Source organism: Gordonibacter sp. RACS_AR68, from assembly GCF_030418485.1.
Taxonomy (GTDB): Bacteria; Actinomycetota; Coriobacteriia; order Coriobacteriales; family Eggerthellaceae; genus Gordonibacter; species Gordonibacter urolithinfaciens.
Genome location: NZ_JAIPUP010000001.1, coordinates 159,194 through 184,740 on the forward strand (window position 1 = coordinate 159,194; position 25,547 = coordinate 184,740).

22 protein-coding genes are annotated in these 25,547 nt (G+C 66.7%); 13 read left to right on the plus strand and 9 right to left on the minus strand.

What is annotated here, in order from left to right; translation table 11 throughout:
* Positions 1–48 precede the first annotated feature (48 nt).
* The 3 genes from K9U15_RS00665 (at position 49) to K9U15_RS00675 (ending at position 2,480) form a co-directional block, all read left to right on the plus strand.
* The gene (locus K9U15_RS00665) at positions 49–723 is read left to right on the plus strand and encodes a Crp/Fnr family transcriptional regulator (RefSeq protein ID WP_123673107.1); all 675 of its coding nucleotides are present in this window, start codon (positions 49–51) and stop codon (positions 721–723) included.
* Positions 720–1,358, plus strand: a complete 639-nt coding sequence (locus tag K9U15_RS00670) for a cysteine hydrolase family protein (protein WP_123673105.1) — start codon at positions 720–722, stop codon at positions 1,356–1,358. The genes K9U15_RS00665 and K9U15_RS00670 overlap by 4 nt, the downstream gene beginning before the upstream one ends.
* A 273-nt stretch (positions 1,359–1,631) precedes the next feature.
* Positions 1,632–2,480, plus strand: a complete 849-nt coding sequence (locus tag K9U15_RS00675) for an RNA methyltransferase (protein WP_123673103.1) — start codon at positions 1,632–1,634, stop codon at positions 2,478–2,480.
* 221 nt (positions 2,481–2,701) lie between these two features.
* Here K9U15_RS00675 and K9U15_RS00680 read toward each other — a convergent pair whose 3' ends face one another.
* The 3 genes from K9U15_RS00680 to K9U15_RS00690 all read right to left on the minus strand — a co-directional run bounded on the left by K9U15_RS00680 (position 2,702) and on the right by K9U15_RS00690 (position 6,478).
* A complete protein-coding gene (locus tag K9U15_RS00680) occupies positions 2,702–4,477 on the minus strand; it encodes an MDR family MFS transporter (RefSeq protein WP_096227634.1) in 1,776 nt (591 codons plus the stop codon).
* Between the two features lie 613 nt (positions 4,478–5,090).
* Positions 5,091–5,945, minus strand: a complete 855-nt coding sequence (locus K9U15_RS00685; protein WP_301155426.1) for a DUF2064 domain-containing protein — start codon at positions 5,943–5,945, stop codon at positions 5,091–5,093.
* A 101-nt stretch (positions 5,946–6,046) separates the two neighbouring features.
* Positions 6,047–6,478: a universal stress protein gene (locus K9U15_RS00690; RefSeq protein ID WP_087191789.1), complete on the minus strand. Its 432-nt coding sequence runs from the start codon at positions 6,476–6,478 to the stop codon at positions 6,047–6,049.
* 325 nt (positions 6,479–6,803) lie between these two features.
* Between K9U15_RS00690 and K9U15_RS00695 the strand changes: the two genes are divergently transcribed.
* From K9U15_RS00695 to K9U15_RS00710, 4 genes are all read left to right on the plus strand, one after another.
* The gene (locus K9U15_RS00695) at positions 6,804–8,174 is read left to right on the plus strand and encodes an NAD(P)/FAD-dependent oxidoreductase (protein ID WP_123673101.1); all 1,371 of its coding nucleotides are present in this window, start codon (positions 6,804–6,806) and stop codon (positions 8,172–8,174) included.
* Between the two features lie 716 nt (positions 8,175–8,890).
* Positions 8,891–9,388 (plus strand): rhodanese-like domain-containing protein, encoded by a 498-nt coding sequence (locus tag K9U15_RS00700; RefSeq protein ID WP_301155427.1) that lies wholly within the window; start codon positions 8,891–8,893, stop codon positions 9,386–9,388.
* 244 nt (positions 9,389–9,632) lie between these two features.
* Positions 9,633–11,003, plus strand: a complete 1,371-nt coding sequence (locus K9U15_RS00705) for an FAD-dependent oxidoreductase (RefSeq protein WP_096227630.1) — start codon at positions 9,633–9,635, stop codon at positions 11,001–11,003.
* A gap of 256 nt (positions 11,004–11,259) precedes the next feature.
* Complete coding sequence (locus tag K9U15_RS00710) at positions 11,260–11,643, plus strand: rhodanese-like domain-containing protein (RefSeq protein ID WP_096227629.1); 384 nt, start codon at positions 11,260–11,262, stop codon at positions 11,641–11,643.
* Between the two features lie 131 nt (positions 11,644–11,774).
* Here the strand turns inward: K9U15_RS00710 and K9U15_RS00715 are convergent, their stop codons facing one another.
* Entirely contained in the window at positions 11,775–13,196 is a 1,422-nt protein-coding gene (locus K9U15_RS00715; RefSeq protein ID WP_301155428.1) for a DHA2 family efflux MFS transporter permease subunit, read from the minus strand.
* A 156-nt stretch (positions 13,197–13,352) separates the two neighbouring features.
* Here K9U15_RS00715 and K9U15_RS00720 point away from each other — a divergent pair, with 156 nt between their 5' ends.
* Positions 13,353–13,502 carry a DUF5679 domain-containing protein gene (locus K9U15_RS00720; protein ID WP_166521691.1) on the plus strand — a complete coding sequence of 50 codons (150 nt, stop codon included), beginning with the start codon at positions 13,353–13,355 and terminating at the stop codon, positions 13,500–13,502.
* 133 nt (positions 13,503–13,635) lie between these two features.
* Positions 13,636–14,340, plus strand: coding sequence for an aquaporin (locus K9U15_RS00725; RefSeq protein WP_167380494.1), 705 nt, complete (start codon positions 13,636–13,638; stop codon positions 14,338–14,340).
* A gap of 192 nt (positions 14,341–14,532) precedes the next feature.
* On the opposite strand, the gene K9U15_RS00730 is transcribed toward K9U15_RS00725, so the two are convergent.
* Both K9U15_RS00730 and K9U15_RS00735 read right to left on the minus strand, forming a co-directional pair.
* The gene (locus K9U15_RS00730; protein WP_096227627.1) at positions 14,533–15,432 is read right to left on the minus strand and encodes a LysR family transcriptional regulator; all 900 of its coding nucleotides are present in this window, start codon (positions 15,430–15,432) and stop codon (positions 14,533–14,535) included.
* A 155-nt stretch (positions 15,433–15,587) separates the two neighbouring features.
* Entirely contained in the window at positions 15,588–16,523 is a 936-nt protein-coding gene (locus tag K9U15_RS00735; RefSeq protein ID WP_123673097.1) for a LysR family transcriptional regulator, read from the minus strand.
* A 303-nt stretch (positions 16,524–16,826) separates the two neighbouring features.
* Between K9U15_RS00735 and K9U15_RS00740 the strand changes: the two genes are divergently transcribed.
* From K9U15_RS00740 to K9U15_RS00750, 3 genes are read left to right on the plus strand one after another with little or no spacing between them, the layout of a single operon-like run.
* Positions 16,827–17,816 (plus strand): acyl-CoA dehydratase activase-related protein, encoded by a 990-nt coding sequence (locus K9U15_RS00740; protein ID WP_123673094.1) that lies wholly within the window; start codon positions 16,827–16,829, stop codon positions 17,814–17,816.
* Positions 17,809–19,158 carry a hypothetical protein gene (locus K9U15_RS00745; protein ID WP_241557621.1) on the plus strand — a complete coding sequence of 450 codons (1,350 nt, stop codon included), beginning with the start codon at positions 17,809–17,811 and terminating at the stop codon, positions 19,156–19,158. Before K9U15_RS00740 ends, K9U15_RS00745 begins: the two co-directional genes overlap by 8 nt.
* Complete coding sequence (locus K9U15_RS00750; RefSeq protein ID WP_301155429.1) at positions 19,155–20,342, plus strand: acyl-CoA dehydratase activase; 1,188 nt, start codon at positions 19,155–19,157, stop codon at positions 20,340–20,342. Before K9U15_RS00745 ends, K9U15_RS00750 begins: the two co-directional genes overlap by 4 nt.
* A gap of 126 nt (positions 20,343–20,468) precedes the next feature.
* Here the strand turns inward: K9U15_RS00750 and K9U15_RS00755 are convergent, their stop codons facing one another.
* From K9U15_RS00755 to K9U15_RS00765, 3 genes are all read right to left on the minus strand, one after another.
* Positions 20,469–20,975 (minus strand): nitroreductase family protein, encoded by a 507-nt coding sequence (locus K9U15_RS00755; protein WP_096227623.1) that lies wholly within the window; start codon positions 20,973–20,975, stop codon positions 20,469–20,471.
* A 593-nt stretch (positions 20,976–21,568) separates the two neighbouring features.
* Positions 21,569–23,494 (minus strand): molecular chaperone HtpG, encoded by a 1,926-nt coding sequence (htpG, locus tag K9U15_RS00760; protein WP_123673092.1) that lies wholly within the window; start codon positions 23,492–23,494, stop codon positions 21,569–21,571.
* Positions 23,495–23,714: 220 nt separating this feature from the next.
* The gene (locus tag K9U15_RS00765; RefSeq protein WP_227115322.1) at positions 23,715–24,671 is read right to left on the minus strand and encodes an SGNH/GDSL hydrolase family protein; all 957 of its coding nucleotides are present in this window, start codon (positions 24,669–24,671) and stop codon (positions 23,715–23,717) included.
* Positions 24,672–24,921: 250 nt separating this feature from the next.
* Here K9U15_RS00765 and K9U15_RS00770 point away from each other — a divergent pair, with 250 nt between their 5' ends.
* Positions 24,922–25,329 carry a DUF302 domain-containing protein gene (locus K9U15_RS00770; protein ID WP_197702179.1) on the plus strand — a complete coding sequence of 136 codons (408 nt, stop codon included), beginning with the start codon at positions 24,922–24,924 and terminating at the stop codon, positions 25,327–25,329.
* Positions 25,330–25,547 lie beyond the last annotated feature (218 nt).

The following is a 25,547-nucleotide window of genomic DNA, read 5'->3' on the forward strand; positions in this document are numbered from 1 at the left end:
ACGATACTGGCATAAGATGTTCCGTTGTAATTCCAACGAAGGAGATCGATGGACCGCCATCTTCCCGTCATCAGCCGCTCGTCGCTGTTCGACGACATCGACCACAACGACCTCGAGGCGCTGCTGCACTGCCTGGGCGCACGCGCGCGCCGCTACCCACGAGGGTCGGCCGTGCTGCGCGTGGGCGACGTGACCACGTGCATGGGGCTGGTGCTGGAGGGGGCGGTGCGGCTGGAGAAGGAGGACTACTGGGGCAACCGCACGATCCTGGCGTCGTTCGGCCCCGGCCAATCGTTCGCCGAGGTGTACGCCTGCGAGCCCGGCCTTCCCCTCGACCTCAACGTGGTGGCGGCCGAGGACGCGCTTGTCCTGCTCATGGACGTGCGGCGCGTCACCAGCCTGTGTTCTGCGTCGTGTGCGTTCCACGCGCGCCTCGTCCGCAACCTGCTGGGCATCGTGGCGCGCCGCGCGCACGCGCTCACGCGCAAGATAGAGCACACGTCGCAGCGCACGACGCGCGCCAAGCTGCTATCATACCTGTCCGACCAGGCCAAAGCTGCGGAAGCGAGCCGGTTCGCCATCCCGTTCGACCGCCAGGAGCTGGCCGATTACCTGTCCGTTGACCGCAGCGCCATGTGCGCCGAGCTGTCGCGGATGAGGAAAGAGGGTATCATAGACTTCCACAAGAACGTGTTCGAGCTCGGGGAAGGGAGCACGCTATGATCGATCCGCGCAAGGCGGCCCTCATCGTCATCGACATGCAAAACGGGTTCATCGACCCGGCATCGGCTCTGTGCGTGGAGGGGGCGGCGGCCACGGTGCCCGCGTGCTCGCGCGCGCTCGACCACGCGCGCGAGCTGGGCATGCCCGTGTTCCACGTCGTGCGCGAGTACGCCGAGGACGGCTCGGACGTAGAGGCGGTGCGCCACGCTGCCTGGGATGGCGGCGGCAAGCCCGTGTCGCGGGCGTGCGCGAATCCGCACTCGCTCGACGAGCCGGCGCCGCTCGCGCCGCAACCCGGCGACCGCGTGGTGGTGAAGCCGCGCTTCTCCGCGTTCTTCAACACGAATCTGGACAACGTGCTGCGTCGCCTGGGCGTGGGGACGGTGGTGCTCATCGGCACCACCACGCCGAACTGCATTCGCACCACCTGCTACGACGCGCTCTCGCTCGACTACAACGTGGCCGTCATCGAGGATTGCACCTCGTCGCGCACCCCGGCCGTGCAGGCGGCGAACATAGAGGACATGGCCCACATCGGCGCGCAGATGCTCACCTGCGACGAGTTCTGCACGCAAGGCCTGGCGAACGTGCGCGACGTGGCAGCCGAAGTCCGCGCTGCCTGCAACAGGCGCTGAGGGCCTTTTAGCACAGAAATCACCGAAAGTTGCACATATTTCCGCCTCCAAGGAGGCTCAACCTGCCGCCGCCAGGCGTACTGCGAGCATTTCCGCAGTTCACAGAAATCTGAGCAACAACTATTCGGCCGGCAAGCGCAACATTCGGTGATTTCTGTGCTAAAACCGGGCCGAGCGATTGCCGAAGGGGCGAGGCGTCCGAGCGTTCGGCATAGAGGCGCCGGCTTCTGGTATAGTCCTTGCGAACGATACGGAACGAGGAAGGTACCCGCCATGCCCCTAGTGGAGATCTCGACGCTCGACGACCCGCGGCTCGATGCGTATGCGCGGCTGACCGACGTGCAGCTGCGCAGCCGGCTGGAACCGGAGCGCGGGGTGTTCATCGCGGAGTCGGGCAACGTAATAGAGCGGGCGCTCGAGGCGGGAATGCAACCGTTGTCGCTGCTTATGGAGGCTAAGTGGCTCGACGCCCTGCAGCCCGTGATCGCACGCATCGAGGCCGAGCACCCCGAGGTGCCCGTATTCGTGGCGCCGCGCGAGGAGCTGGCAAGGCTCACGGGGTTCGAGCTGACGCGCGGTGCGCTTGCGGCATTCAAACGCCCCGCGCCGCCGAGCGTGGCCGACGTTGTGCGCGATGCGCGGCTCGTGGCCGTGCTGGAGAACATCACGAACCACACGAACGTGGGCGCCATCTTCCGTTCGGCCGCGGCGCTGGGCGTGGATGCCGTGCTCGTGACGCCCGAGTGCTACGACCCGTTGTACCGCCGCGCGGTTCGCGTGTCGATGGGAACCGTGTTCCAGGTGCCGTGGACGCGCATCGGCGAGGAGGCGGACCCGCGCGCGGGCAAGGGCGCCTGGGCGGAGGACGGCCTCCCGCTGCTGCGCGATCTGGGATTCGCCACGGCCGCGATGGCGTTGTCGGACGACTCGGTGCCGCTGGACGACGCCGACCTGGCCGCCGAGCCGAAGCTCGCGCTGGTGTTCGGCACCGAGGGCGACGGCCTGGCGTCCACCACCATCGCCGCCTGCGACTACACGGTGCGCATCCCGATGCAGCACGGAGTGGACTCCCTGAACGTGGCCGCCGCCAGCGCCGTGGCCTTCTGGGAGCTGCGCCGGTAGTGACGCCGTTTTTTCCCGCTTCTGCCAAAAACGAGCCGGTTTGGCAATCGCGACACGGCTTCGGGGGCTCCCGACGCTCATACAGCGAGCAACGAGGGCGTTTCACCAGGTGGCGTTCTTCGAACATATCCATAGTTACCTCATATGAATTGCCAAAACGGCTCGTTTTTGGCACGAGGGGCCCGATTCGGCGTCGTGAAGCCGGAAAAGCCCTCATGCCCCTACAGCGCGTCGTCCCCTGGGTGGCCGGTGTGGTTCACGCTCTTTGCCAGGGGATTCTCCTTGAGGGTGAGCATGAGGAGGAAGCCCACCACCAGCAGGGGCACCACGTACAGGAAGATGGGCACGAGCGCGTCGGAGTACGCGGTGGTTATGATGTCGCGCGCGGGACCGCCGAGGTGATCGATGAACTGGGGCGTGATGCGGTTCATGCTGATGTTGTCGGTCTTCGGCAGCTGCGCGGCCAGGTCGGCGGCGAGGCGCGACGTGAACAGCGCGCCCACGAGCGACGCCCCCAGCGTGGAGCCGATCTGCCGGAAGAAGTTGTTGGCCGCGGTGGCCGTGCCCACGATGGCGTGCGGGAACTCGTTCTGCACGATGAGCACGAGGATCTGCTGCCCCAGCCCTATGCCGAAGCCCAGGATGAACAGGAACACGCCCGTCATCAGCAGCGACGTATCCGGCGTCAGGCGCGACAGCAGCACGAAGCCCACCGCCGCCACGGCGCACGAGGCGATGGGCATCCACTTGTAGCGCCCGGTCTTCGTGGCCAAAAAGCCCGTGCCCACCGCCGTGAGCAGCACGCCCGCCATCATGGGGAACGTCATGAGCCCGGCCTGCTCGGGCGCGAGGCCGTCCACGATTTGGAAGTACGTGGGCAGGTACGACACCGTGCCCATCATGCCCAGCATGATGAACATGCCCGTGATGGTGCACACCACGAAGTTGCGGTTCTTGAACAGCAGCATCGGGATGATGGGTTCCTTCGCCCGCCGCTCCACCAGCACGAACGCCACGGCCGCAACCACGAACAGCGCGAACAAGCCGATGATCTGCCACGACAGCCACGGGTACAGCGTGCCGCCCCATGCGGTGGCCAGCACGAGCGACGACACGGAAACGGCCATGGCCATCATGCCGCCCACGTCCACCGGCGGGCGGTCGTCGCGGCGCTCGGGGTTCGTGAGGAAGAACGCCACGGCCGCGATGGCCAAGAGCGCCAGCGGGATGTTGAAAGCGAACAGCCAGCGCCAGCCCGTCACCTGCACGAACCAGCCGCCCAGAAGCGGCCCCACCACGGTGGACACGGCGAACACCGATCCCATGACGCCCATGTACTTGCCGCGCTGCCGGGGCGGGATGATGTCGGCGATGGTGGCCTGCGCCAAGATGATGAGGCCGCCGCCCCCGAGCCCTTCCACGGCGCGACCCGCGATGAGGCCGTCCATGCTGGGCGCGAGCCCGCAGGTGGCCGAGCCCACGATGAACACCGAAAGCGCCACGATGAACAGGTACTTGCGGCCGAACAGGTCGCCCAGCTTGCCGTAGATGGGCATCATGATGGTGGAGGCCAGGATGTAGGCCGTGGTCACCCACTGCATGTGGTCGACGCCGCCGAGGTCGCCCACGATGGTGGGCAGCGCCGTGGCCGTGACCGTCTCGGACAGCGTGGACACGAACATGGCCAAAAGCAGGCCCGCGAACACGGCCGCCACGCCGCGCTTGCGCTCGGGCTTGGGCTCGGCGGCGGGCACGTCGCCCTGCCTGGCGGAGGCGGCGGCCAGCTCGCGGGCGCGCTCGGCCGCGGCGGCTTCCTGCGCGTCGCGCACGGCGGCAGCAGGCACACCTTCGGTGGTGGGCGAAGCGGGCGGAGGGACCGTCGAAGGGCGCGCGGGGCCGCTCGCCTCCGCCGCCTTGGCCGTTCGCTGCGTCTCTGCCGCTTCGCGCACCCGCGCCTCATCGGCCGCCGTGCCGCCTGTTCGATCCACGCCTTCCATCGCCGCTCCTTCGCGTCTGCAGAATCTCGAACCTCAAGTATGCAGTCCCGTGCGGTCGCACGCCGACCTTCGCACACAGCGGACACCAACCCGTCAGCAATGCGCCACACGTCCGTTCGCGGAGGATCTGGCGCGGTCTAGCATGGGTTCTTCGCGATATCGACCCTCTCGAGTCACCGTTTTGACCGCGGTGAAGCTCATCGAGCTCGCACGAGAAGGATACGCGGTCGGCGAGCTGGGAAAACGCTCCCGTCTTCTCCGCCACGCCGCGCGAAGGGGCCTCCAAGCCTTGGAAATCGCTTCACAGCGGTCAAAACGGTGCGATTTCAAGCTCGAGAACGATAGGTGAGTGCCCCGCCAGGACATTTCGCGATCCTGACAGGACGAGGCCACTTGTCACACCGAACGCGGGGTTCGCAGGATGACGTAGGATCCGACGCAGGCAGGAGATGACGCAGTGCAAACGGCATCGGAAATCGCGCTGCCAGCGTTTCGAAGACAGGAGGACATGGCGGCGGGAGGAAAGGCGGGAAAGCATGCCAGGAGAACGTGCGCTGTGCGGAGGAGCATCGCGCGCTCCTCCGCACAGCATCGCCCTCGTGGCGGCTTCTCCTTAGTCGATCCCCTCGCGGGGGTCGTGCAGATCGTTCGGTGGTACGCGCACCTCGTCCCAGCCCATCTGCTTCAGGGCGTCGGCGGTGCGCCACGGCGGCGTGACGTCGTCGTACTTCGCGCAGTAGCACAGCGCCTCCACCACGGTGATGGCGTGCATGAGGTCGGCCATGGTGTCCACGTCGGGGATGGGCGGCAGGTACAGCGCCGGAAGCCCCTGCTTGCGCGCCTTCGCGATATAGGCGGGCAGCACGGTAAGGCCGTCGGGATTGTAGAACACGCCCGTGTGGTCGAAGTCCGTCTCGCGCGTCCATCCGATCACCGATACGCCCATCTCCTGGTCCGGCGCCAGCACGATGCCGCCGCCCTCCACGTCGTCCAAGCGGTGCAGCGCGTCGAATCCGGCCATGACGTCGGCTTTCGTGAGCGCCGGCATGTCGGCGCCCATGGACAGCACCGCGTCGGCACCGCGCTCGAACGCCTGCGCGAACGCATGGTTGTAGTGCTCGTCGAAGCTCGAGCCCTCGTCGGCGATGAACGCGAGCGGGCGCGGCCACGAGCCCGCCTTGTAGTACAGGTCGCGCATGACCCCGACGTTCGACGCCGGCGTCGTGGAAATGACCAGCTCGTACACGTCGCGCACGCCCTCGGCTTCGGCCCGCTCGGCCGAACGCGCCTCGAGGTCGGCGAGCGCCGCACAGCAGACCTCCGTCACATCGAACAGCATGCAGTGGTACAGGGCCGAGGCCACCTCGGGCGTGAACACGCCGTCCTTGAGCGTTGTCAGGCGAGTTTTCACCAATCCCGGCGCCGGCGGTTTGCTGAACAGGACCAACGAGTTCTTGCGTTCCCTCAAATTTCTCCTCCTTGCTCTTTGCGGCGGCCCCGCAGGGACGCGAGGCCGCCGCGCACCGCCCCCCAGCGGTGCGCTTGCGTGCAGCTGCTATCGGCGAAACGCTACCGGGCGATAAGCACCGGGAGGCTCGTGCCGTTCAGCACCTTGTGGCTCACGCTGCCCATGTACTCCTTGAGGCCGACGAGACCGCGGTTGCCGATGACCACCATATCGTAATCGCGCTGCTCGGTGAGCTTGATTATCTCCGTCGCAGGGTTCACGCCCGTCATGAGCAGGGTCTCGGTGCGCGCGGCCACGTCTTCGCCCAGGCTTTCCTCCATCTTGGCCAGCACGTCCTCGCCGTCGGATATCATCATGTCGAGGATATCCTTGAAGCTGGCCGTCTGCGATTCGTCAAGCAGCGGGATGGGAACCACGTACACCAGATCGAGGTGCATGTCGGGATCGGGCGCAGCCAGGGCCTCCGCCAGCTCGAGCGCGCGCCGGGCGCCCTCGGACTCGTCCACGGCCACCAATACCTTGTTGATCTTCATGTCGCGCTCCTTTCGCGCACGTCCGCTTCGAACGCGCTTGTCGCCGGCGAGCTTCCTTCACTGACAGTATAAAGGTTTTGGCAGGCTGCGTGCGTCGTTGTTCGGAGGCGGTTGCCTGGACGGCGCGCGGCGGGCTGCATCGCGGTTTGCCAACGGCTCGGTTATCGCACGGCGCAAGGAAGCCCGCGCGACAGGGTATGCGCGCGAGCAAGACGTACGATGGGCACAGCGCGCGCAAAGCGCGCACCCACCAGAATCAACCCGTTGCGCCGTAGGCGCGTGCACGCGGCACCCGGCCGCGCGGGCCCCGAGGAAAGGAAGAGCCATGGACCAGGTAGATGCGGCGATCATAGGATTCGGAGCAGCCAGCAAGCCCTTGGCGCTCGACTTGGCGAGCGCGGGCCTCACCGTCGCCGTGATCGAGCGCTCGAGCCGCATGTACGGCGGGGCCTGCGTCAACACCGCCTGCCTCCCCTCGAAGATGCTCGTGCATGCAGCGGCCGTGAGCGCGTTCGAAGGCGGCGAGTTCCCGGCGCGTGCCGAGCGCTACGAGGCCGTGATCGACGAGAAGAACGAGGCCACGGCCCGCCTTCGCGAGCGGAGCTACCGCACGCTCGCCGACAACCCGCGCATCGAGGTCATCGACGGCGAGGCAACGTTCGTCGATGCCACGCACCTGTCCGTGCGCACGGCCGACGGCGAGCGCCAGCTGGAGGCGGCGCGCACGTTCATCGACACCGGCTCCGTGCCCGCGCTGCCCGACATTCCCGGTGCGGACGGCAAGCGCGTGTACACGAGCGAGTCGCTGCTGGACGTGAAGATACTTCCCGAGCGCACGGTCATCGTGGGCGCCGGCTACGTGGGGCTGGAGTTTGCCTCGCTGTTCGCCGACTTCGGCGTTGACGTGACGGTGCTGCAGGGCGGGGAGGATTTCCTGCCGCGCGAGGACGTCGACGTGGCGCGCGCCGTGCGCGAGGACTTCGAGCAGCGGGGCATCAAGCTCATGCTGGGCGCGCAGGTGAAGAGCCTGGAAGACGATGTGGCGCAGGTGCTGGTCATAGCCGACGTGGACGGCAAGGAAATGCGCCTGCCCGGCGATTTCGCGCTCGTGGCCACGGGGCGCCGCCCCGCCACGGACGGCCTGAACCTCGAGGCCGCCGGCGTGCAGGTGGACGGGCGCGGCGCCATCGTCACCGACGAGCACCTGCGCACCTCCGTGCCGAACATCTGGGCCATGGGAGACGTGACCGAGCCGCAGCAGTTCACCTACGTGTCGTACGACGACTACCGCATCGTGGCCTCCGACGTGCTGGGCGACGGCACGAAGACGAAGGGCACCCGCGGCGCCGTGCCGTCCTGCATCTTCGCCGACCCGCCGCTCGCCCACGTCGGCCTGACCGAGCAGGAGGCGCGCGACCAGGGGTTCGACGTGGCCTGCGCCGTCATGACGGCCGACGACCTGCCGAAGGTGCCGCTCTTGGGCAAGGAGGCGCTGCTCATGAAGGGCATCGTGGACAACGCCACAGAGCGCGTGCTGGGCATCCACCTGTACTGCTCGGGCGCGCCCGAGATCGTGAACCTGGCGAAGCGCTTTCTGGACGACGGCTGCACCGCCGCCGACATCCGCGACGCCGTGTTCACCCACCCCACCGTCACGGAGGAGCTGAACAACCTGTTCGCGAAGGTGGCGGGGTAGGCGCAAGAGGCAAGCACGGGCGGCGGAGCTTGATGCAGGATGGCGCCGTTGCCGGCCATCGTGCAGACCGTCGGCGTTGCCGGCCAGCCACGCAGGCTGCGCCGCGGTCGGAAGAGGATTTTGCCGAAGCCCCTGCCGGTATAAGTGGCGGACGACGCGAGGCCGTGCTATAATGCAGGCGAGCCGCAGGGAGCTGCTAACTCCCCACGGCTCTCGAATCGCTTCGGCGGTTTGGTCTTACTTTGGGGGCTCCCCGTCCTTGCGGATTGGGAGCCGCTCCAGTATTACAGCCACTAACTGCACCGTACTGGCAGCCAGCTCGAGGATTGCCACCGCCATAAGCACCAAATCGGTCATGGTTTCCACCACCCTTCCGTTTCGCCCAACACGCGGGGATAGGAGTGGAAAGGGGTGTGGAACCGCGCCGCCTCCGCGCTTCGTGGCATGTATCCTACCGCCGCAACCTTGCACCGCGACCGTCAGTAAGGCCCGTGCAAAACCGCGAGAACCTTGCGCGGTTCCGACGCAGCATTCCGCCAGATCTTGCGGGGAGCTAACGAGAATCTAGCAGAATCCCCCTTTGTTTTCGCTTGCGTCGCTCGCGGGAGAAATCCTACTGACCGTGTTGACTTTTAGAACTGTATGCTTTATTGTTACAGTCAATAACTGTATCTGAAATGGATACAATAAATGGGAAGGCGTAGGAGGGAGCGGATATGAGAAAAAACAGGACCAGGGGCAGGTCGCTCATCATGGTCGCAGGAGCGCTCGCCTTGACGGCGACGCTCGCGTTGGCGGCCTGCAGCGCGCAGACCGGCGGCATGACGGGCAGCCCGGACACGGGCGAGGGTACCCGATCGGGCGCGGATGCCGGCAGGGGCGCAAGCGCCTACCATAAGATCACGGCGGAAGAGGCCAAGGCCCTCATCGACGAGGGAGGCGTTACCGTGGTTGACGTGCGCACGCCCAAGGAATACGCCGACGGGCACGTGCCCGGCGCCCTCAACATCCCGAACGAGGATATCGGGTCGACGCAGCCCTCGCAGCTGGGCAGCACCGACGACAAGCTCATCGTGTACTGCCGCACCGGCGTGCGCAGCAAGCAGGCCTCCGACAAGCTGGTTGCCCTGGGCTTCACCGAGGTAAACGACATGGGCGGTATCGTCGACTGGCCTTACGGCACCGTGGCCGGCTCCACGCCGGACGGCGCCTAGCCGCGGCGCAAGCACCGTCCTCCCGCATTCCAACCCCCTCCCGCTCTCCCGGCTTGCACGGCACGCCGATCGCAGAACCGGGGGCGTCGGGGAGCGTGCCGCCACGACCGAACTCGTAGTTGTGTGGGCAAACGCAACCTCGACGAGTCGCGCCACGCCGGCACGCTCCCCGACGCCCCCGGCCCTGCGAGCACCACGAGCACCACGAGCAGCGAACCATCCCCCTTTCCTGAAAGGAAACATCATGAGACAAGTCGACGCAGCCGTCATAGGATTCGGCAAGGGCGGCAAGACGCTGGCGGGCGCGTTCGCCGCAGCGGGCAAGACGGTGGCACTGGTTGAGAAGTCTCCGAAGATGTACGGCGGCACCTGCATCAACGTGGCCTGCATCCCCACGAAGTCGCTCGTGCATTCCGCCGCGCTGTCGGCAGCGCAAGGCGGCACGTTCAGCGAGCGTGCCGCGCGCTACGCGACCGCCGTCGACGAGAAGGATCGCGTGACCGGCCTGTTGCGCAGCAAGAACTACCGCAAGCTGGCCGACCTGCCAAACGTGGAGGTGGTGGACGGCACGGCCTCGTTCGCCGACGCGACGCACCTGACCGTGGCCAAGCCGGACGGCACCCGGGAAACCATCGAGGCCGCGCAGGCGTTCATCAACACGGGGGCCCGCCCGTTCGTGCCGCCCATCCCCGGCGTCGACGGACCGCGCGTGCACGTGAGCGAGACGCTGCTCGACGTGCGCACGCTGCCCGAGCGCCTGGTCATCATCGGCGGCGGCTACATCGGCATGGAGTTCGCCTCGATGTACGCCAACTTCGGCTCGCAGGTCACGGTCGTGCAGAACGAGGACGCGTTCCTGCCCCGCGAAGACGCCGAGATAGCCGCGGCCGTGCTGGACAGCGTGGAAGGGCGCGGTATCCGGGTGATCCGCGGAGCGGGCGTGCGGCGCATCGACGACGAAGCCGACCAGGCCGTCGTGACGGTGGAGATCTCCGGCGCCGAGGAACGCCTGCCCGCCGACGCCGTGCTCGTGGCCACCGGCCGCCGCCCCAACGTGGACGGCCTCAACCTCGAGGCGGCCGGCGTGGAGCTCACCGAACGCGGCGCCGTGCGCACCGACGAGCACCTGCGCACCACCGCGCCGAACATCTGGGCGCTGGGCGACGTGGCGGGCGGCTTGCAGTTCACCTACATCTCGCTCGACGACTCCCGCATCGTGAAGGCGGACGTGCTGGGCGACGGCGCGCGAACCACGGCGAACCGCGGCACCGTGCCTTACAGCGTGTTCCTGGACCCGCCGCTCTCGCGCGCGGGCATGACCGAGCAGGAGGCGCGTGCCGCCGGCTTCGACGTGAAGGTGGCGAAGCTGCCCGCCGCGGCCATCCCGAAGGCGCAGCTGCTGCAGAAGCCCACGGGGCTGTTGAAAGCCGTTGTCGATGCCGGCACCGGCCGCATCCTGGGCGCCCATCTGTTCTGCGAGGAGTCTTACGAGATGATAAACACAATAAAGCTGGCCATGGATGCCGGGCTTCCCTACCAGGTGCTGCGCGACGCCGTGTACACGCATCCCACCATGAGCGAGGCGTTCAACGACCTGTTCGCGCAAGTAGGGTAGCACGCGGCCCTGCGCCCGTGGCGGTGCGGGTGCAGATCCCGTGCGGCCCTGCACCCTCGCCGATGGCAGCCGCTTGCGCAGGGACGCGTGCGCCCCCGCGCAAGCGGCTGCCCGGTTTTTTCACCGCGTCGGGGAACTTCCGCTTGACAGGCCCCGCGAAGAGAATTACTGTTACCGTCATAAACTGTAATTATCTTAGATACATTTATGTCCTTCCCCCGCTCGCCGTGTCGGGAAGGGCAGGCGGGAGGACAGCATGGCAGACGGGGAAGGCTCGGTCAAAGTCATCATCACAGCCGAGGAGCAACGGGCGCTCGACTCGGGCGCCTACCACCTGATCTCAAGCGAGGCCGCCGAAGACCTGGTCGACCGGGGCGGCGTGACCATCTTGGACGTGCGCTCGCCGCAGGAGTACGGCGACGGGCACCTGCGCGATTCGCTGAACATGCGCTACGACAGCTTCGACCAGCTTCCTCCGGAGCTCGAAGGGCTCGACCGCGATGCCCCGGTGCTCGCCTACTGCCGCACCGGCAACCGCGCCCGGAAAACCTGCGCGCAGCTCATCAACAACGGCTTCACCAACGTGTACAACATGGACAAGGGCATCCTTGACTGGGCCGGCGTGACGGTAGCCTGGTAGACGGCTCCCGCGCCGCGGACTCGAGCGCGCGCAACCACCTGCGGCAACCCGCGCAGGCCGGTGAGCCCCGCCGTGAGAGAGCGCCAAGCCGCGCGCCGCAGGTGCGCAACCCGAGTCCGCGGCGCCGCCCGTCAGGCCGCAGCCGCGCCCTTCGCATCCTTGCCGTGACGCTTGCCATGCACGAACACGATGGTTCCCACGAGCGACACGCCCAGCAACGCTGCCTGCAGGCCGAACGACACGCTGAACCCGTGCATGCTCACACCCGCCCTGGCGACCACCGCCGCGCCCGCCGACGCGTGCGCCACCACGGCCACCATGACCGACGAGCCCAGGGACCCGCAGATCTGCCGCAGCGAGTTCACGATGGCCGTGCCTTGGGGAAGGTCGTCCCCGCCCAGGTCCGTCATGCAGTACGCCGTCATGGGCATGAGAATGAACGCCACGCCCACCATGCGCACCAGGTACAGGGCCGCCACCAGCACCACGGGCGTTGAATCCGAGAAGAACATGAACGAGGCCGTGCCCGCTATGAGAAGCGAGAAGCCCACGATGCCCACGAGCTTGCCGCCGAAGCGGTCGAACAGGCGCCCCGTCACCGGGTTCAGCAGCGGCATGCACAGCGCACCCGGCAGCAGCGTGAGCCCCGACTGCGTGGCCGAGAACCCGTGGATCTCCTGCAGGTAGAGCGGAACCTGCAATGCCGACGCCATCATGGCCATCTGAGCCACCACCAGCAGCAGCACCCCCGTGCGGAACACGCGGTTGCCGAACAGCCTAAGCTTCAAATACGGCTTGCGCAGGCGCATCTGCCGCGCGGCGAACACCGCCACCAGCGCCACGCCCGCAAGCGCGGGCCCGAAGGCGCGCGCATCGAGGAACCCGAACTGCTCGAGGCCCGTCACCCCCACCATGAACACGACCAACCCGAACGTGTACAGCAGCGCGGACGGCACGTCGAGCGCGATGCGCTCGTGCCTGCCCACGTCGCGCACCACAAGCGACGAGGCCAGAAGCGACGCCACGGCCACGAAACCCAGCAGCAGGAAGATGGTGCGCCATCCGAGCGCATCCGTGATGATGCCCGACAGCGTGGGACCCACGACCGGCGCGAACCCGAACACCAGCCCCACCAGGCCCAGGGCCTGGCCGTACTGGTCCTTCGGGTAGATCTCCAGCGCCACCACCTGGATGAGGGGCATGAGCACGCCCGTGCCGCACGCCTGCATGAGCCGTGCAGCCAGCAGCAGCGGGTAGGCCGTGGCGTTGTACGCGAGCGCGCAGCCAGCCGCGAAGAGGGCGAGCGCGCCCAGGAACAGCCAGCGCACGTTGCAGCGGGTGATGAGGAACGCCGAGAACGCGGCCACGATGCCCAACGTGTACATATACGACGTGGTAAGCAGCTGCCCCAGCGTGGCATCCACGCCGAACTCGCGCATAACAGCAGGAAGGGCGCTCGTGAGCATGCTCTGGCTGACTGAGGCCACGAAGGTGCCCACCAGCATGGCGACCAGCACCACCTTCGGGCTGAACTGTTTTTCGACGAACGGCATGCCTTGATCATACGCCCGCTGGCAACCGCGTGTCAAAGAACGGTCGGCCAACGTGCGCTGTCAACCCTTTCAACTACATTTTAACCGTATTGACATGGGGTTACGGTCAAACGACGATAACAGCGCCAACTATTTTCAAAGGAGAGGAGACCACCCATGGCGGTCGAGGCGTACTGCATGAAGTGCAAGGAGAAGAAGGTCATGGCTGACCCCGTGGCCAGTACCACGAAGAACGGCAAGCCCATCACGAAGGGCACGTGCCCCGTGTGCGGCAGCACGATCTGCCGCATCGGCAAAACCAAGTAACGGCCGGCAGAGGAATCGGCGCGCCCGCAAGCAACCGCGCATCGCGGGCGCGCACAGGCAAGAACGCATCGGGCCCGTGCAGCGCATGAGCCCGCGCAAGCATTCGCTTATCGAAAGCAAGGGGAGCCTCAATATGGAAGCATCATCGATGAAAAAGTACGCCGCAGAGGCGTTCGGCACGTTCGTGCTCACGCTGTTCGGCTGCGGCAGCGCCGCCGTGGCAGGCGCGACGCTAGGCACGCTCGGCATAGCCATGGCGTTCGGCCTTTCCATCGTGGCGATGGCGTTCGTCATCGGCAACGTGTCGGGGTGCCATATCAACCCGGCCGTATCGTTCGGCCTGTTCCTGGACAAGCGCCTGTCGGGCAAGGACCTCGTGGGCTACTGGGTCGCGCAGTTCGTCGGCGGCATCGTGGCCGCGGCCGTGCTCGCGCTCGTCATAAGCATGTGCGACCTGGGAGGCGTGGCTGCCACGGGCCTTGGCTGCGACGGCTACGGAGCCGCGTCCGCCGTGGGAATATCCCTGGTGGGAGCCCTTATCGTCGAGGTGATCCTCACCTGCATCTTCGTGCTCAGCGTGCTGGGCTCGACAGCCGACGAGCGCACGGCGCCCTACGCCGGCATCATCATCGGCCTCACGCTGGCGTTCGTGCACATCATGGGCATTCCGCTTACGGGCACGTCCGTGAACCCGGCACGCAGCTTCGGCCCGGCCCTTATGATGGCCGTCTCCGGCGATGCCGGCGCGCTTTCGCAGGTGTGGGTATTCATCGCGGCCCCGCTCGCAGGCGCCGCGCTGGCCGCGCTCATCTGGATGGGGCTTAAAAAGCGCAAGTAGCGAGAAGGTGCGGTATGAAAGTTTCGCCTCGTCGTCTGTCCCGGGTCGAGCGTAAGGCAAGGGCTCTGCCCTTGCCTTACGGCGAGACCGCCTCGTAGGGCAGAGCCCTTGTCCTGCGAGGCGGTCCCCAGGCCGGGCTTGCGTTCTGGGAGTTTAGATGCAGCCCGTCGTTAAAGGGAGCCTTCGGACGCGCTACTTCAGGAACGGAAGCCCGCCGTCGCCCAAGCGCAGCTTCTCCACCACGGATCGCATCATGGCACCGCGTCCCTTAAGGCAGACAAGGCAGATGGGCACGGGCACGGCGTCTTCCGGCGCCAGCACGCGCACCGTCAGGGAAGGGTCAACGCGGCCGAGCGCGGGAATGCCCGTCGTGAAGATGATGCCTCCCTCGCTAAGGAACCGCACGACATCCGCAAGCGCCAGCTCGACGAAATTCAAGTGCGCATCCTGTTCGCGGTAGTGCTCGACGATGGTGTCGTTCGCGTCGTCGAACCAGCTTGAAAGGCCCATGGGATACCGCGCGAGGTCTTCCAGGCTGACGACGTCCTTCTGGGCGAGCGGATGCCGCGAGCCCATCATGACGCCTGCCGGAACGGTGCCCACGGGGAAGCACTCCACATCGCCATGGCGGAACGCCCCTACGGTGACGATGGCATCGTACGTGCCGTCCGCAAGCCCTTCGAATCCTGCCTCTCCCGTGGCAAGCTCGTACGTCACCTCGATACCGAGACGTGCCCGCGTGAACGAGGCCGTGTTCTCGCGCACCATCTCGTTGCCGGGAAAGGCCGGCGTGTTCAGCGCAAGCCGAAGTCGATCGGGCAGGCCGCCGCGCTCGCCGTAAGACCGGGCGAACGCCTCCAAGCTGTCGAACCCGGCGATAACATCAAGCGCCTTCTTGCCGAACTCCTGGCAGAACGGCGTGGGACGCATGCCGCGGCTCTCGCGCACGAACAGGCGCTGGCCCAGCTCGCGCTCGAGGTCGGCGATGGCCTTCGACACCGCCTGCACGGTTACGTACAGGTCTTTCGCCGCCGCGGTCAGACTGCCGTGCTCGACGACCGCGGTCAAGTATGTGATTTGCTTTATGTTCAACGACGCACCCTATCGTACCGAGAACGAGCGTAACAGCGTGCCATTGTACCCGGCCCTCCCTGCCGCCCACCGATCAGAAAAACCCTTCAAATATTTTTTCAAGTCGCCCTACGATTTGCCATGGCAGAGATACGAACACCGTATCGCACGCTTCCTCATCGAGGGGACGAGGCGATCCCTCCCCCTCCGACCACGATCAGCTCGCTCGCAAGCCAACGCTCGAAGGCAAGGTAAGCCGGCGACTTGCGGTCTTTCATGCTTACCAGGCAGAGGGGAATGGCAACCGCGTCGCCGGAGGCCAGAGGCTTGATGACCGTACCAGGGTACATCTCGCCCAATGCCGGGATATGCACCATGAGGCACACGCCATGATGGACCTCGAGATGCTCGTCGAACTTCTCCGGTATGATCGGCACGAACATCGCGTCCACCTTGCGCCTGCGGTACACCGCGACGATGGACTCGTTGAAGCTGTCGAATTCCTGCGACACTGCAATGGGATAGTCCGAAAGATCGGCCAAGCTCACCTCGTCCTGACCGGCCAGGGGATGCGACTTGGACATAACCACCCCTGGTGCGACCGTCCCAACCGGCATGCAGTCGGTATCGGGAGTCGAAAGCGTGCCGATGGTGATGAGCGCATCATAGTCGCCTGCCCGCAACGAGAACAATCCTTGCGTGCCGGTCTCCAGCATCACGGTCGAATCGAGGCCGAGGCCCCGGTTCGCGAACAAGGCTATGCTCGCGCAAGCCTGCTCGTAACCGTAAAACGCCGGCGAGCACAGCGCGAGGCGAAGCGCATCGGGAAGGACGCTCTCGTGATAGAGCTTGGCGAAGGCCTCCAGCTCGCCGAAATCATCCAGAACCGGCAAGGCCTTTTGATAGAACGCCTTGCCGAACGGCGTGGGATGCACGCCGCGGCTCTCGCGCACGAACAGGCGCTGGCCCAGCTCGCGCTCGAGGTCGGCGATGGCCTTCGACACCGCCTGCACGGTTACGTACTGACCCTTTGCCGCCGCGGACAGACTGCCGTGCTCGACGACCGCGGCAAAGTAGCGGATCTGCTTGATATTCAACGACTTTGCCCCCAAACGCTCCTCGTTACCCTATCCCTTGAACTTTACAGCGACAAATGTCACCTTTTCATGCAGCCAAGCTCATTCAACTTCTTTTGAAACCTTACGGTTGCAGAGCTGTGGCGCGGGACAGCAGCCCGACTGCACCAGATAGCGGCCGCCAGCCCGAAGAGGGGCTGCATGCAGCCCCCTGCGCATTGCCCGGCCCGCGACGCATCCCGCTGCTTGGAAGGTTTGTGGCGAACGCCTGGGTCGGCGGACCCCCCTGGCTGCGAAGCGATACCATGGAGCCATCATCGGGGCGAGCGAAAGGGCCGCATGGGCATCCTCAAACAGGGCGACTGCGCCGACGTGCAGCGCGTGGGCGTCCCGCGGGCGCTGCTGTACTACCGCTACGGCACGCTGTGGGAGACGTTTTTCGGCGAGCTGGGGCGCGAGGTGGTGCTGAGCCGCCCGACGGACCGCGCGCTCATGGAGGCGGGCGAGGCATTGTCCGTGGACGAGTGCTGCCTGGCGTCGAAGGCCTACCTGGGACACGCCGAGAGCCTACTGGGCTCCTGCGACGCGCTCTTCGTGCCGAGCATGGGCAACCTGGGGCGGCGCCAAGGGTTCTGCACGAAGTTCCAGGCGCTGCCCGACCTGGTGGCGAACACCTTCCGCGACCGCGGCGTGCGCGTGGCTTCATGCCTGGCAGACGCAGTGGAGGGGCGCTCGTCGCTGCGCGACGCGTTCCTCGAGCTGGGCGGGCGCTTCGGCGCCAGCCCGCGCGAAGCGAAGCGGGCCTGGAGGGCGGCATCGCACGCCCAGGAGCGCGCCGATCGCACGGCGGCGGGCGCGCAGGAGCGGCTGCTGGCCTCGCTGGAGGCCACGCAGGGCGCGGGGCGGCCGTTGGCCATCCTGCTGGTGGCACACCCCTACCTGGCGCACGACCCCTACCTGGGCGGCAGCGTGACGGATGCGCTCGAACGCCTGGGCGCCACGGTGCTCTACGCCGACGAGGCCGACCACGGGCGCGCGCTCAAGGCCAGCTTCGACTTCTCGGACACCATGCCCTGGGTGGTGAACCGCGAGCTTGTCGGCGCTATCCTGCTGCTGCACGAGCGCATCGACGGCATCGTGCTGGTGAGCGCATTCCCCTGCGGGCCCGACTCCATGACCGACGACGCCATCATGCGCTGCATCCAGGGCAAGCCCATCCTGAATCTCACCATCGACGCTCAGAGCGGCACCGCCGGCCTCGAGACCCGCATCGAGAGCTTCATGGACATCCTGCGCTACCAGAAGAAGGGGGGCTACGTGCATGGCTAACCTCGAGGGAAGCGCCCGGGACCGCGGCAGGTCGAACAGCGGCACGACAGGGGCCGGGGAAATCGCAGGGACCGAGGACGACGCGAGGTTTCGCGACGGCACGGCAGGCATTGCGGGAATCCCGGATGCGGAGGCCGGAAGCGCCCTGGAGATCGGCCGGGCGGACGGCTCGGACGACACGCTGCGCGCCCGCACCGCCGTGTTCTTCGAGCGCAAGCGCCCGCCGCGACTTGTGCTGCCTCATCCGCGCCGCCGCCCGAAGCGCGACCGCCACGCCCGAACGCGCGTGGCCTTCCTACGCTACAGCTACTACGACATCGTGTTCAAGTTCTTCGTGGAGCACGTGCTTGACGCCGACTACCTGCCCCTGCCCGAGCCCACCAAGCGCACGGTGGAGCTGGGCAGCCGCAACTCCGGCGATTCGGTATGCGCCCCCTTCAAGCACATCCTGGGCGACTACATCGAGGCCTTGGAGCTGGGCGCGGACGTGCTCGTGCAGTTCGCCGGCCCCTGCCGGCTGGGCTACTACGGCGAGCTGCAGGAGTCCATCCTACGCGACATGGGCTACGAGTTCGAGATGCTGAACTTCGCCACCGTCACGGGCAAGCCGCTCACGGACTACATCGAAGCGTGCAAGAAGAAGGTGAACCCGAACCTGTCGGTGCCGCACGGCGTTCGCGGGATGCTGGCCGCGTTCAAGATGATCGAGTTCCTGGACGAGGCGCAGGACTTCTACCTGGCGCATGCCGGGTTCGAGGTCGAGCACGGGTCGTTCGACCGGGCGCTGGCCGCCTACCACGCCGAGATGCGCGCCGCGGCAAACGAGCGCGATATCGCCGAGGCGCAGCGCCGCGGGCTGGAGTCGCTGCGCGGGCTGCCGGTGCGCCGCCCGGCGCGCCCCGTGCGCGTGGGCGTGGTGGGCGAGTACTTCACCGCGGCCGACCCGCATTCCAACCTGGGGCTGGAGCGCAAGCTGCTCGACCTGGGCGTGGAGGTGCACCGACAGCTGAACATGACGAACCGCAACCTGCGCTACAACGAGAGGAACCTGCGCGCGGGCATTTCCGACTACGTGCGCTACGACATGGGACCCACGTCCAGCATGACCATCGCCGCCGCGCTGAGGTACGCGCAGGAGGGCTTCGACGGTGTGGTGCACTTGAAGTCGTCGGGGTGCACGCCGGAGGTGGACTGCATCCCCGTGCTGCAGCAGGTCAGCCGCGACACGGGCCTGCCCATCCTGTACCTGAGCTACGACTCGCAGACCAGCGACACCGGGCTGGACACCCGGCTCGAGGCGTTCTACGACATGCTGGCCATGAAGAAGGAGAAGACGATATGACGGAGCAGGAAGAAACTGGCCTGACCACCGACGTCGGCGAGGTGCCCTCCGGCGCCGAAGATTGCCGTGAAAGACAGGCGAAGCGTGCTTCTGCACGTGAGGAGGGCTTGGAGCGGCAAGGTTCGGCGCCGGAGGGCACCGCAGCGTCGGGCATTCCGCTCGTCCCGCCAGGGCGAGCGGAATGCTTCCTGGGAATAGACATAGGGTCCATCTCCACGAAGGGCGTCATCGTGGACGCCGACCGCGCCATCGTGGCGCGGTCGTACCTGTGGACGGAGGGCAACCCGACGGATGCGGCGCGGCGGGTGGTGGCCGACCTGGGCGCGCAGATCGACCATGCGACCATGCGCGTGCGCGCCGTGGGCACCACCGGAAGCGCACGGCGCCTCGTGGGGGCCATGCTGGGCGCGGCCGTGGTGAAGAACGAGATCACCGCGCACGCCGTGGGCACGACGTACCTGCATCCGGACGTGCGCACCATCCTGGAGATAGGCGGGCAGGACTCGAAGATCATCTGCGTGGAGAACGGCATAGCCGTGGACTACGCCATGAACACGCTGTGCGCGGCCGGCACGGGCGCGTTCCTGTCGAGCCAGGCGGCGCGGCTGGGCGTGGAGGTGGAGGAGTTCGGGGAGATCGCGCTGGCATCGAAGCGGCCGGCCAACATCGCGGCGCGCTGCACCGTGTTCGCCGAGAGCGACCTGGTGCACAAGATACAGGTGGGCTACGCGCGCGAGGACATTATCGCGGGGCTCTGCCGCGCGGTGGCGTCGAACTACCTGAACAACGTGGGCAAGGGCAAGAAGATCGTCGCGCCCGTGGTGTTCCAGGGCGGCGTGAGCAAGAACGTGGGCGTGGTGCGCGCGTTCGAGGATATGCTGGGGATGGACGTGCTCGTGGACCCCGACGGCCACCTGATGGGCGCGTTCGGCGTGGCACTGCTGGCCGCCGAGGCGAGTGCGGCGGAGGCCGGCGCGGGGTCGACGGGCGCGGGCGCATCCTCGCGCACCGCCGACTGCGAGGCGTTCGACTTCCAAGCCGTAGGAGACTTCGCGTTCAAGACGCGCGAGATCGAGTGCGCCAAGTGCGCGAACCACTGCGAGATCATCTGCGTCTACCGCGACGAGCAGCTCATCGACTCCTGGGGCAACCGCTGCGACCAAGGAGCCGTGCGGGCGGGATAGTGGATTTCGCAAATTCTGAAAGAAAATTTTCGAAATTTGCAAAGTTTCATCATCGATGCCGCCTCCGCAGGACATGGCATCCACGGCACGCACGGCACATGCCTTCGCCTGCCTACGCCGCCTCGTTTAGCTCAACCAGTGCACACGGTCCTCGGCATAGCGGTCCTTGCCCTTGGCGCGTGGCTCGGACTCCGGATAGCCCAACGCGATGACGGCAAACGGCTCCAGCCCCGCCGGCGCACCCACGATCTCGGACACGGCGGCCATGCGCTCCGGCTCAGGCGCGATGCCCATCCACACGGCGCCGAAGCCAAGGTCGACGGCCTCCAGCAGGATGTTCTCCACGCAGGCGCTCATGTCCTGCACGGCGATCTCGGGAAAGCGCAGGCCCTCCGTGCGCATGCACGGCACGATGGCGCAAGCAGCGCCGGCCGCCGGTTTCGCATAGGGGCTGGCCTCGGACAGCAGCTGCAACGTGGCCCGGTCGCGGGCCACATAGAACTCCCACGGCTGCTGGTTGCCACCCGAAGGTGCTGCCATGCCCGCGCGCAGCAGGGCGCGTACCTCGTCATCGGTCATCGGATCGTCCGTGAACCTTCGCACGCTCGCCCGTTTGAAAATCACATCTGCCATGGGTCCTCCTAGCGCTCGGCTTCGTCATGCGCCGATGATAGCGCTTTCCGCACAGTAGCGCGCGGCACGTGCGAGAACGGGAAACAAGTCGATAACAAAGGAGGGCGAGGCGCGCCTTCCCTCGGATGTTTCACGTGAAACATCCGTTCGCGCGGAGCGCGAATACGGGTGCGCTCCGCAGGAGCCGCGCCCCTCGCGCGCCAGCGCGAGAACAACCGTGCAGGTGGCATGGGCGGGAAGCGCAGCTGCCCGCCCATGCGCCCGGAGGGCGCATAACTGCCGCGCAGGTTGCCCGTGCGGGCGCGCAGCGGCCACACGCTCATGCGCCAGCGCGAGAAGGAGCTCGCAGGTAGGAGCCGGAGCGTCCGCAGCCGGGGCGCCCGCAGGGCGCCCCTTCGCGCCGGAGGCGCGAAAATGGCCGTGCAGGTTGGCGTAGTAAGTCAGCGAGAAGCCCCCTGGTGCCCGAGATTGGCGGGATCGCGGAGGTGAAGCGTACTTCGGTACGCGAACCTCCGGGATCGCGGCAAGATCGGGTGCCAGGGGGCTTCGCAGCGTCGAGTCGTTCCGGCGGCCGGCAGGCCGTCGGAACCTGATTACATCAGCTTCGCGACGTTCTGGGCGAAAGCGACCGGATCGTCGATGGGCATGCCCTCAACCAGCAGCGCCTGGTTGTACAGCAGGTCGGCGTAGAGGCGCACCTTGTCGGCGTCACCGGCCTCGTGGGCGGCCTTCAGCGTGTCGAACACCGGGTGCTTGGCATTCAGCTCCAGCACGCGCTGCGACTTCACGCCGTCGGGGCCCTCGGGGCCCTTCGACAGCACGCGCTCCATCTCCAGCGACACGGGGCCCTCGGTGGTCACGCACGCAGGCGCGTCGGTGAGGCGCGCGGACACGGCCACCTTCGTCACCTCGTTGCCGAGCGCGTCCTTCAGCGCCTTGAACAGGTCCTCGTTCTCCTTCGTGGCCTCTTCGGCTTCCTTCTTCTCATCCTCGGTGGCGAAGTCGAGGTCGCCGGACGCCACGTTCTTGAGCTCCTTCGCGCCCTCGCCGTCCTCGTTCGCACCGTAGTCGCGCATGGCGGTGAAGCAGAACTCGTCCACGTCCTGCGTGCACAGCAGCACGTCGTACCCCTTGCCCAGCACCGTCTTCACGATGGGCATCTTGTTCAGGCGCTCTACCGAATCGCCGGCGGCGTAGTAGATGGCCGGCTGGTCCTCGGGCATGGCCTCGAAGTACTCGGCCAGCGTGACCAGCTTGTCCTGCTTCGCGGAGTAGTACAGCAGCAAGTCGGCCAGCGTGTCCTTCTGCGAGCCGTAGCTGGCGTAGATGCCGTACTTCAGACCGCGGCCGAAGTTCTCGAAGAACGCCTCGTAGCCTTCGCGGTCGTTGTCGCGCATGTCCTCGAGGTCCGACGTGATCTTCTTCTCGATCTTCTTGGCGATGGCGCGCAGCTGGCTGTTGTGCTGCAGCGTCTCGCGGCTGATGTTCAGCTGCAGGTCCTGGCTGTCCACCACGCCGTGCACGAAGTTGTAGTAGTCGGGCAGCAGCTCCTCGCACTTCTCCATGATAAGCACGTTGGAGCTGTAGAGCGCGAGGCCCTTCTGGTAGTCGCGGCTGTACAGGTCGAACGGCGCGCGGCTCGGCACGAACAGCAGCGCGTCGTAGGACAGCGCGCCCTCCGCGTGCACGGAGATGGTGCGGGCCGGGTCGGCGAAGTCGTGGAAGTCGGTCTTGTAGAACTCGTTGTACTCCTCCTGGTCGACCTCGGACTTGCGGCGCTTCCAGATGGGGATCATGGAGTTCACCGTGTCGAGCTCCTGGTAGTTCTCGAACTGCGGCACGTAGTCGTCGCCGGCATCTTCGGGCTTGGGCAGCTCGCGCGACTTCGTCACCTCCATGCGGATGGGGTAGCGCACGTAGTTGCTGTAGCGCTTGACCAGGTCTTTTAGGCCGTACTCGGACAGGTAGCCGTCGTAGGAGTCCTCGTCGGTGTTGTCCTTGAGCGTGATGATGACGTCGGTGCCGTGCTCGGCGCGCTCGGCCGGCTCGATGGTGTAGCCCTCCACGCCGTCGCTCTCCCAGGCCCAGGCCTCGTCGCTGCCGTAGGCCTTCGACACCACGCGCACGCTCTTGCCCACCATGAACGAGGAGTAGAAGCCCACGCCGAACTGGCCTATGATGTCCACGTCGTCGCCCTGCACCTCGTCGTTCTCCATCTTGAACGCCATGGAGTCCGAGTGCGCGATGGTGCCCAGGTTGCGGTCGAGCTCGTCCTTCGTCATGCCGATGCCGCTGTCGCTCACGGTGACGGTGCGGGCGTCCTTGTCGAAGCTCACCTGGATGGCAAGCTCGTCCTTGGAGAGCTCGATGGACTTGTCGGTGAGGCTCTTGAAGTAGAGCTTGTCCACCGCGTCCGACGCGTTCGAGACGAGCTCGCGCAGGAATATCTCGCGGTTCGTGTAGATGGAGTTGATCATGAGGTCGAGCAGCTTCTTGCTCTCTGTTTTGAACTTGCGCATGGCGGCGTCGCTTCCTTTCGGGTACGTTCCTTCGTCAAGCGGTCGGACTGCCCTGTGTGCTAGCAGTCCAAGCCTTCGAGTGCTAAAACGAGATTTTAGTACGACGCGGGGCGATGTCAAGGAGGGTGGGCGGCAATTCCAAACAACGCCTAAGCGGCAGAGGAATACCGCCGAGAGACTGCTGATCCGCCCTGTGAAGCGCTCCGCAGGGCAAGCGCCCTCATATCCCCCGTTCGCAGACAAGCAGCCACTTGCCGCCGGTGGAGGCGGCATGGGGGCAGCCTATGCAGGAAGGCTCCGAGCAGCGCTCGGCCGAGGGCGGGGCGTCGTGGGCGGCGGCGCGCAGCGCGGCGACGCCGGGGAGCGCGACGACGCCCAACGCCGAGCTGCCGCCCAGCGCCGAGCCCGCGGCGTTGTCCGCAGCCTCCATCGCGCGCAACATCAACCCTGCGAATTGGCGCATGCCCCGTGCCGTGGGATGCGTGCCGTCCAAGGCCTCGTAGTCGCGACCGAGTGCGCGCACATCGGCCACGCGGCAGCCGTGTGCGCGGGCGGCGGCGCGGATGGCGTCGTTGTATGCGTCGAAGGGCACGCCGCGCAGGCGGTAGGCGAACGTGGAGCCGTCGCGGCCGACCACGCGACCGGGGCAGAGCGTGCAGCACCACACCTCGGCCTGCGGGTAGGCCGTGCGCAGGCGCGCGAGCATCGACCCGTACGCAGCTCCGAACCGCTCGACCGCATCGGAGGCGGCCAGACCGGGCTCGCGCTGCTCGCCGAGCGCGTCGACGTCCAGGCAGGCCGGCAGCGCGTTGCCCCGTCCGGCCGCCTGCGCGTCGGCGCCGCCCCAGCCGTAGTCGTTGATGCCCATGAACACGAGGACCGCATCGGGGGCCTGCCCGTCGCGCGCGAGGGCCGCGACGCGCTCCGCGCTGTCGCCGGCCGGGAAGCCCGCGCCCTCCACCATGCTGCCCGAGAACGACCCGTTCGCCAGAAGCTCGCCGCCCAGCGCGTCGACCACCTGCGCCCACCACGTGTCGCGCGCCTCGCGCACGCCCGTGGCAGCGCAGCGCTCGCCCTCGTAGAACACGCGGAAGCCCGTCGGGTTGCATCCCTCGAACGTGCTGATGGAATCGCCCAGAATGGAGAACCGTCGCTTTCCCGCCATCGCCTCGGCCATGATCTCGAACTCCCTCGTCCTCGGGCGCTGAGCGCCCGTCCAACAACCATCACGCATTATAAGGCTCTCGAGCCCGGCGCCCACGGTGCCCAGGCAACCGTTTCCGGACAAACTGCGCTAACCGGGCGCAAGCGCGCAGGAGCGCGCTATGGTGGAGCTGCACCGCCGCGCGATCGCCGAGGCAGCTGCGACCGACGCAACTGCCGCCGCCGCAACCGCGCCTCCAACCGCAGCCATCGAAGGAGTTTCCATGGGCCAACCGGAATCTCGCAACCTGCACCTGACCGTAGGGAGCCTGCCCGTAGACGAGACGGTCCGCCGCCTCACAGACGAGCTGGCGGCGCGGTCCATCCCCGTGTTCGCCACGTTCGACCACGCGCAGAACGCCGAAGGAGCGGGCCTCGACCTGCGACCCACCACGGTCGTGGTGTTCGGCTCGCCCCAAGTTGGCACCGCGCTCATGCAAGCCGACCAGCGCATAGCGATCGAGCTTCCCCTGCGCATCTCCATCTGGGAAGACGAGGCGGGCCGCACGCAGATCGCGTTCCCCCAGATGAAGGAGCTTGCCGCCCGCTATGGCCTGGGCGACCTGCCCGTCATCGCGAAGATGCAGCAGCTCCTGGAAACCTTGGCCGGCCAAGCCGCGAGCAACCGATAGGCCCGGTTGCGCCGACCGTGCCCACCGAGATTGCGGCGACGATGCTGCCTTGAGCCCGACGCGCACGCCAATCTGCACGCTTTTCACCGATTATTGCATCTTCGACACTGGCAATTCGCTCTTCGCATCCCGCCCGTGAAGACTTGCGAACATTTCCCCATGTCGCTGTTGCTCTGCTTCCGAAAAAAGAGCGCTCCGAAAGGCCCCGATGCAATAAT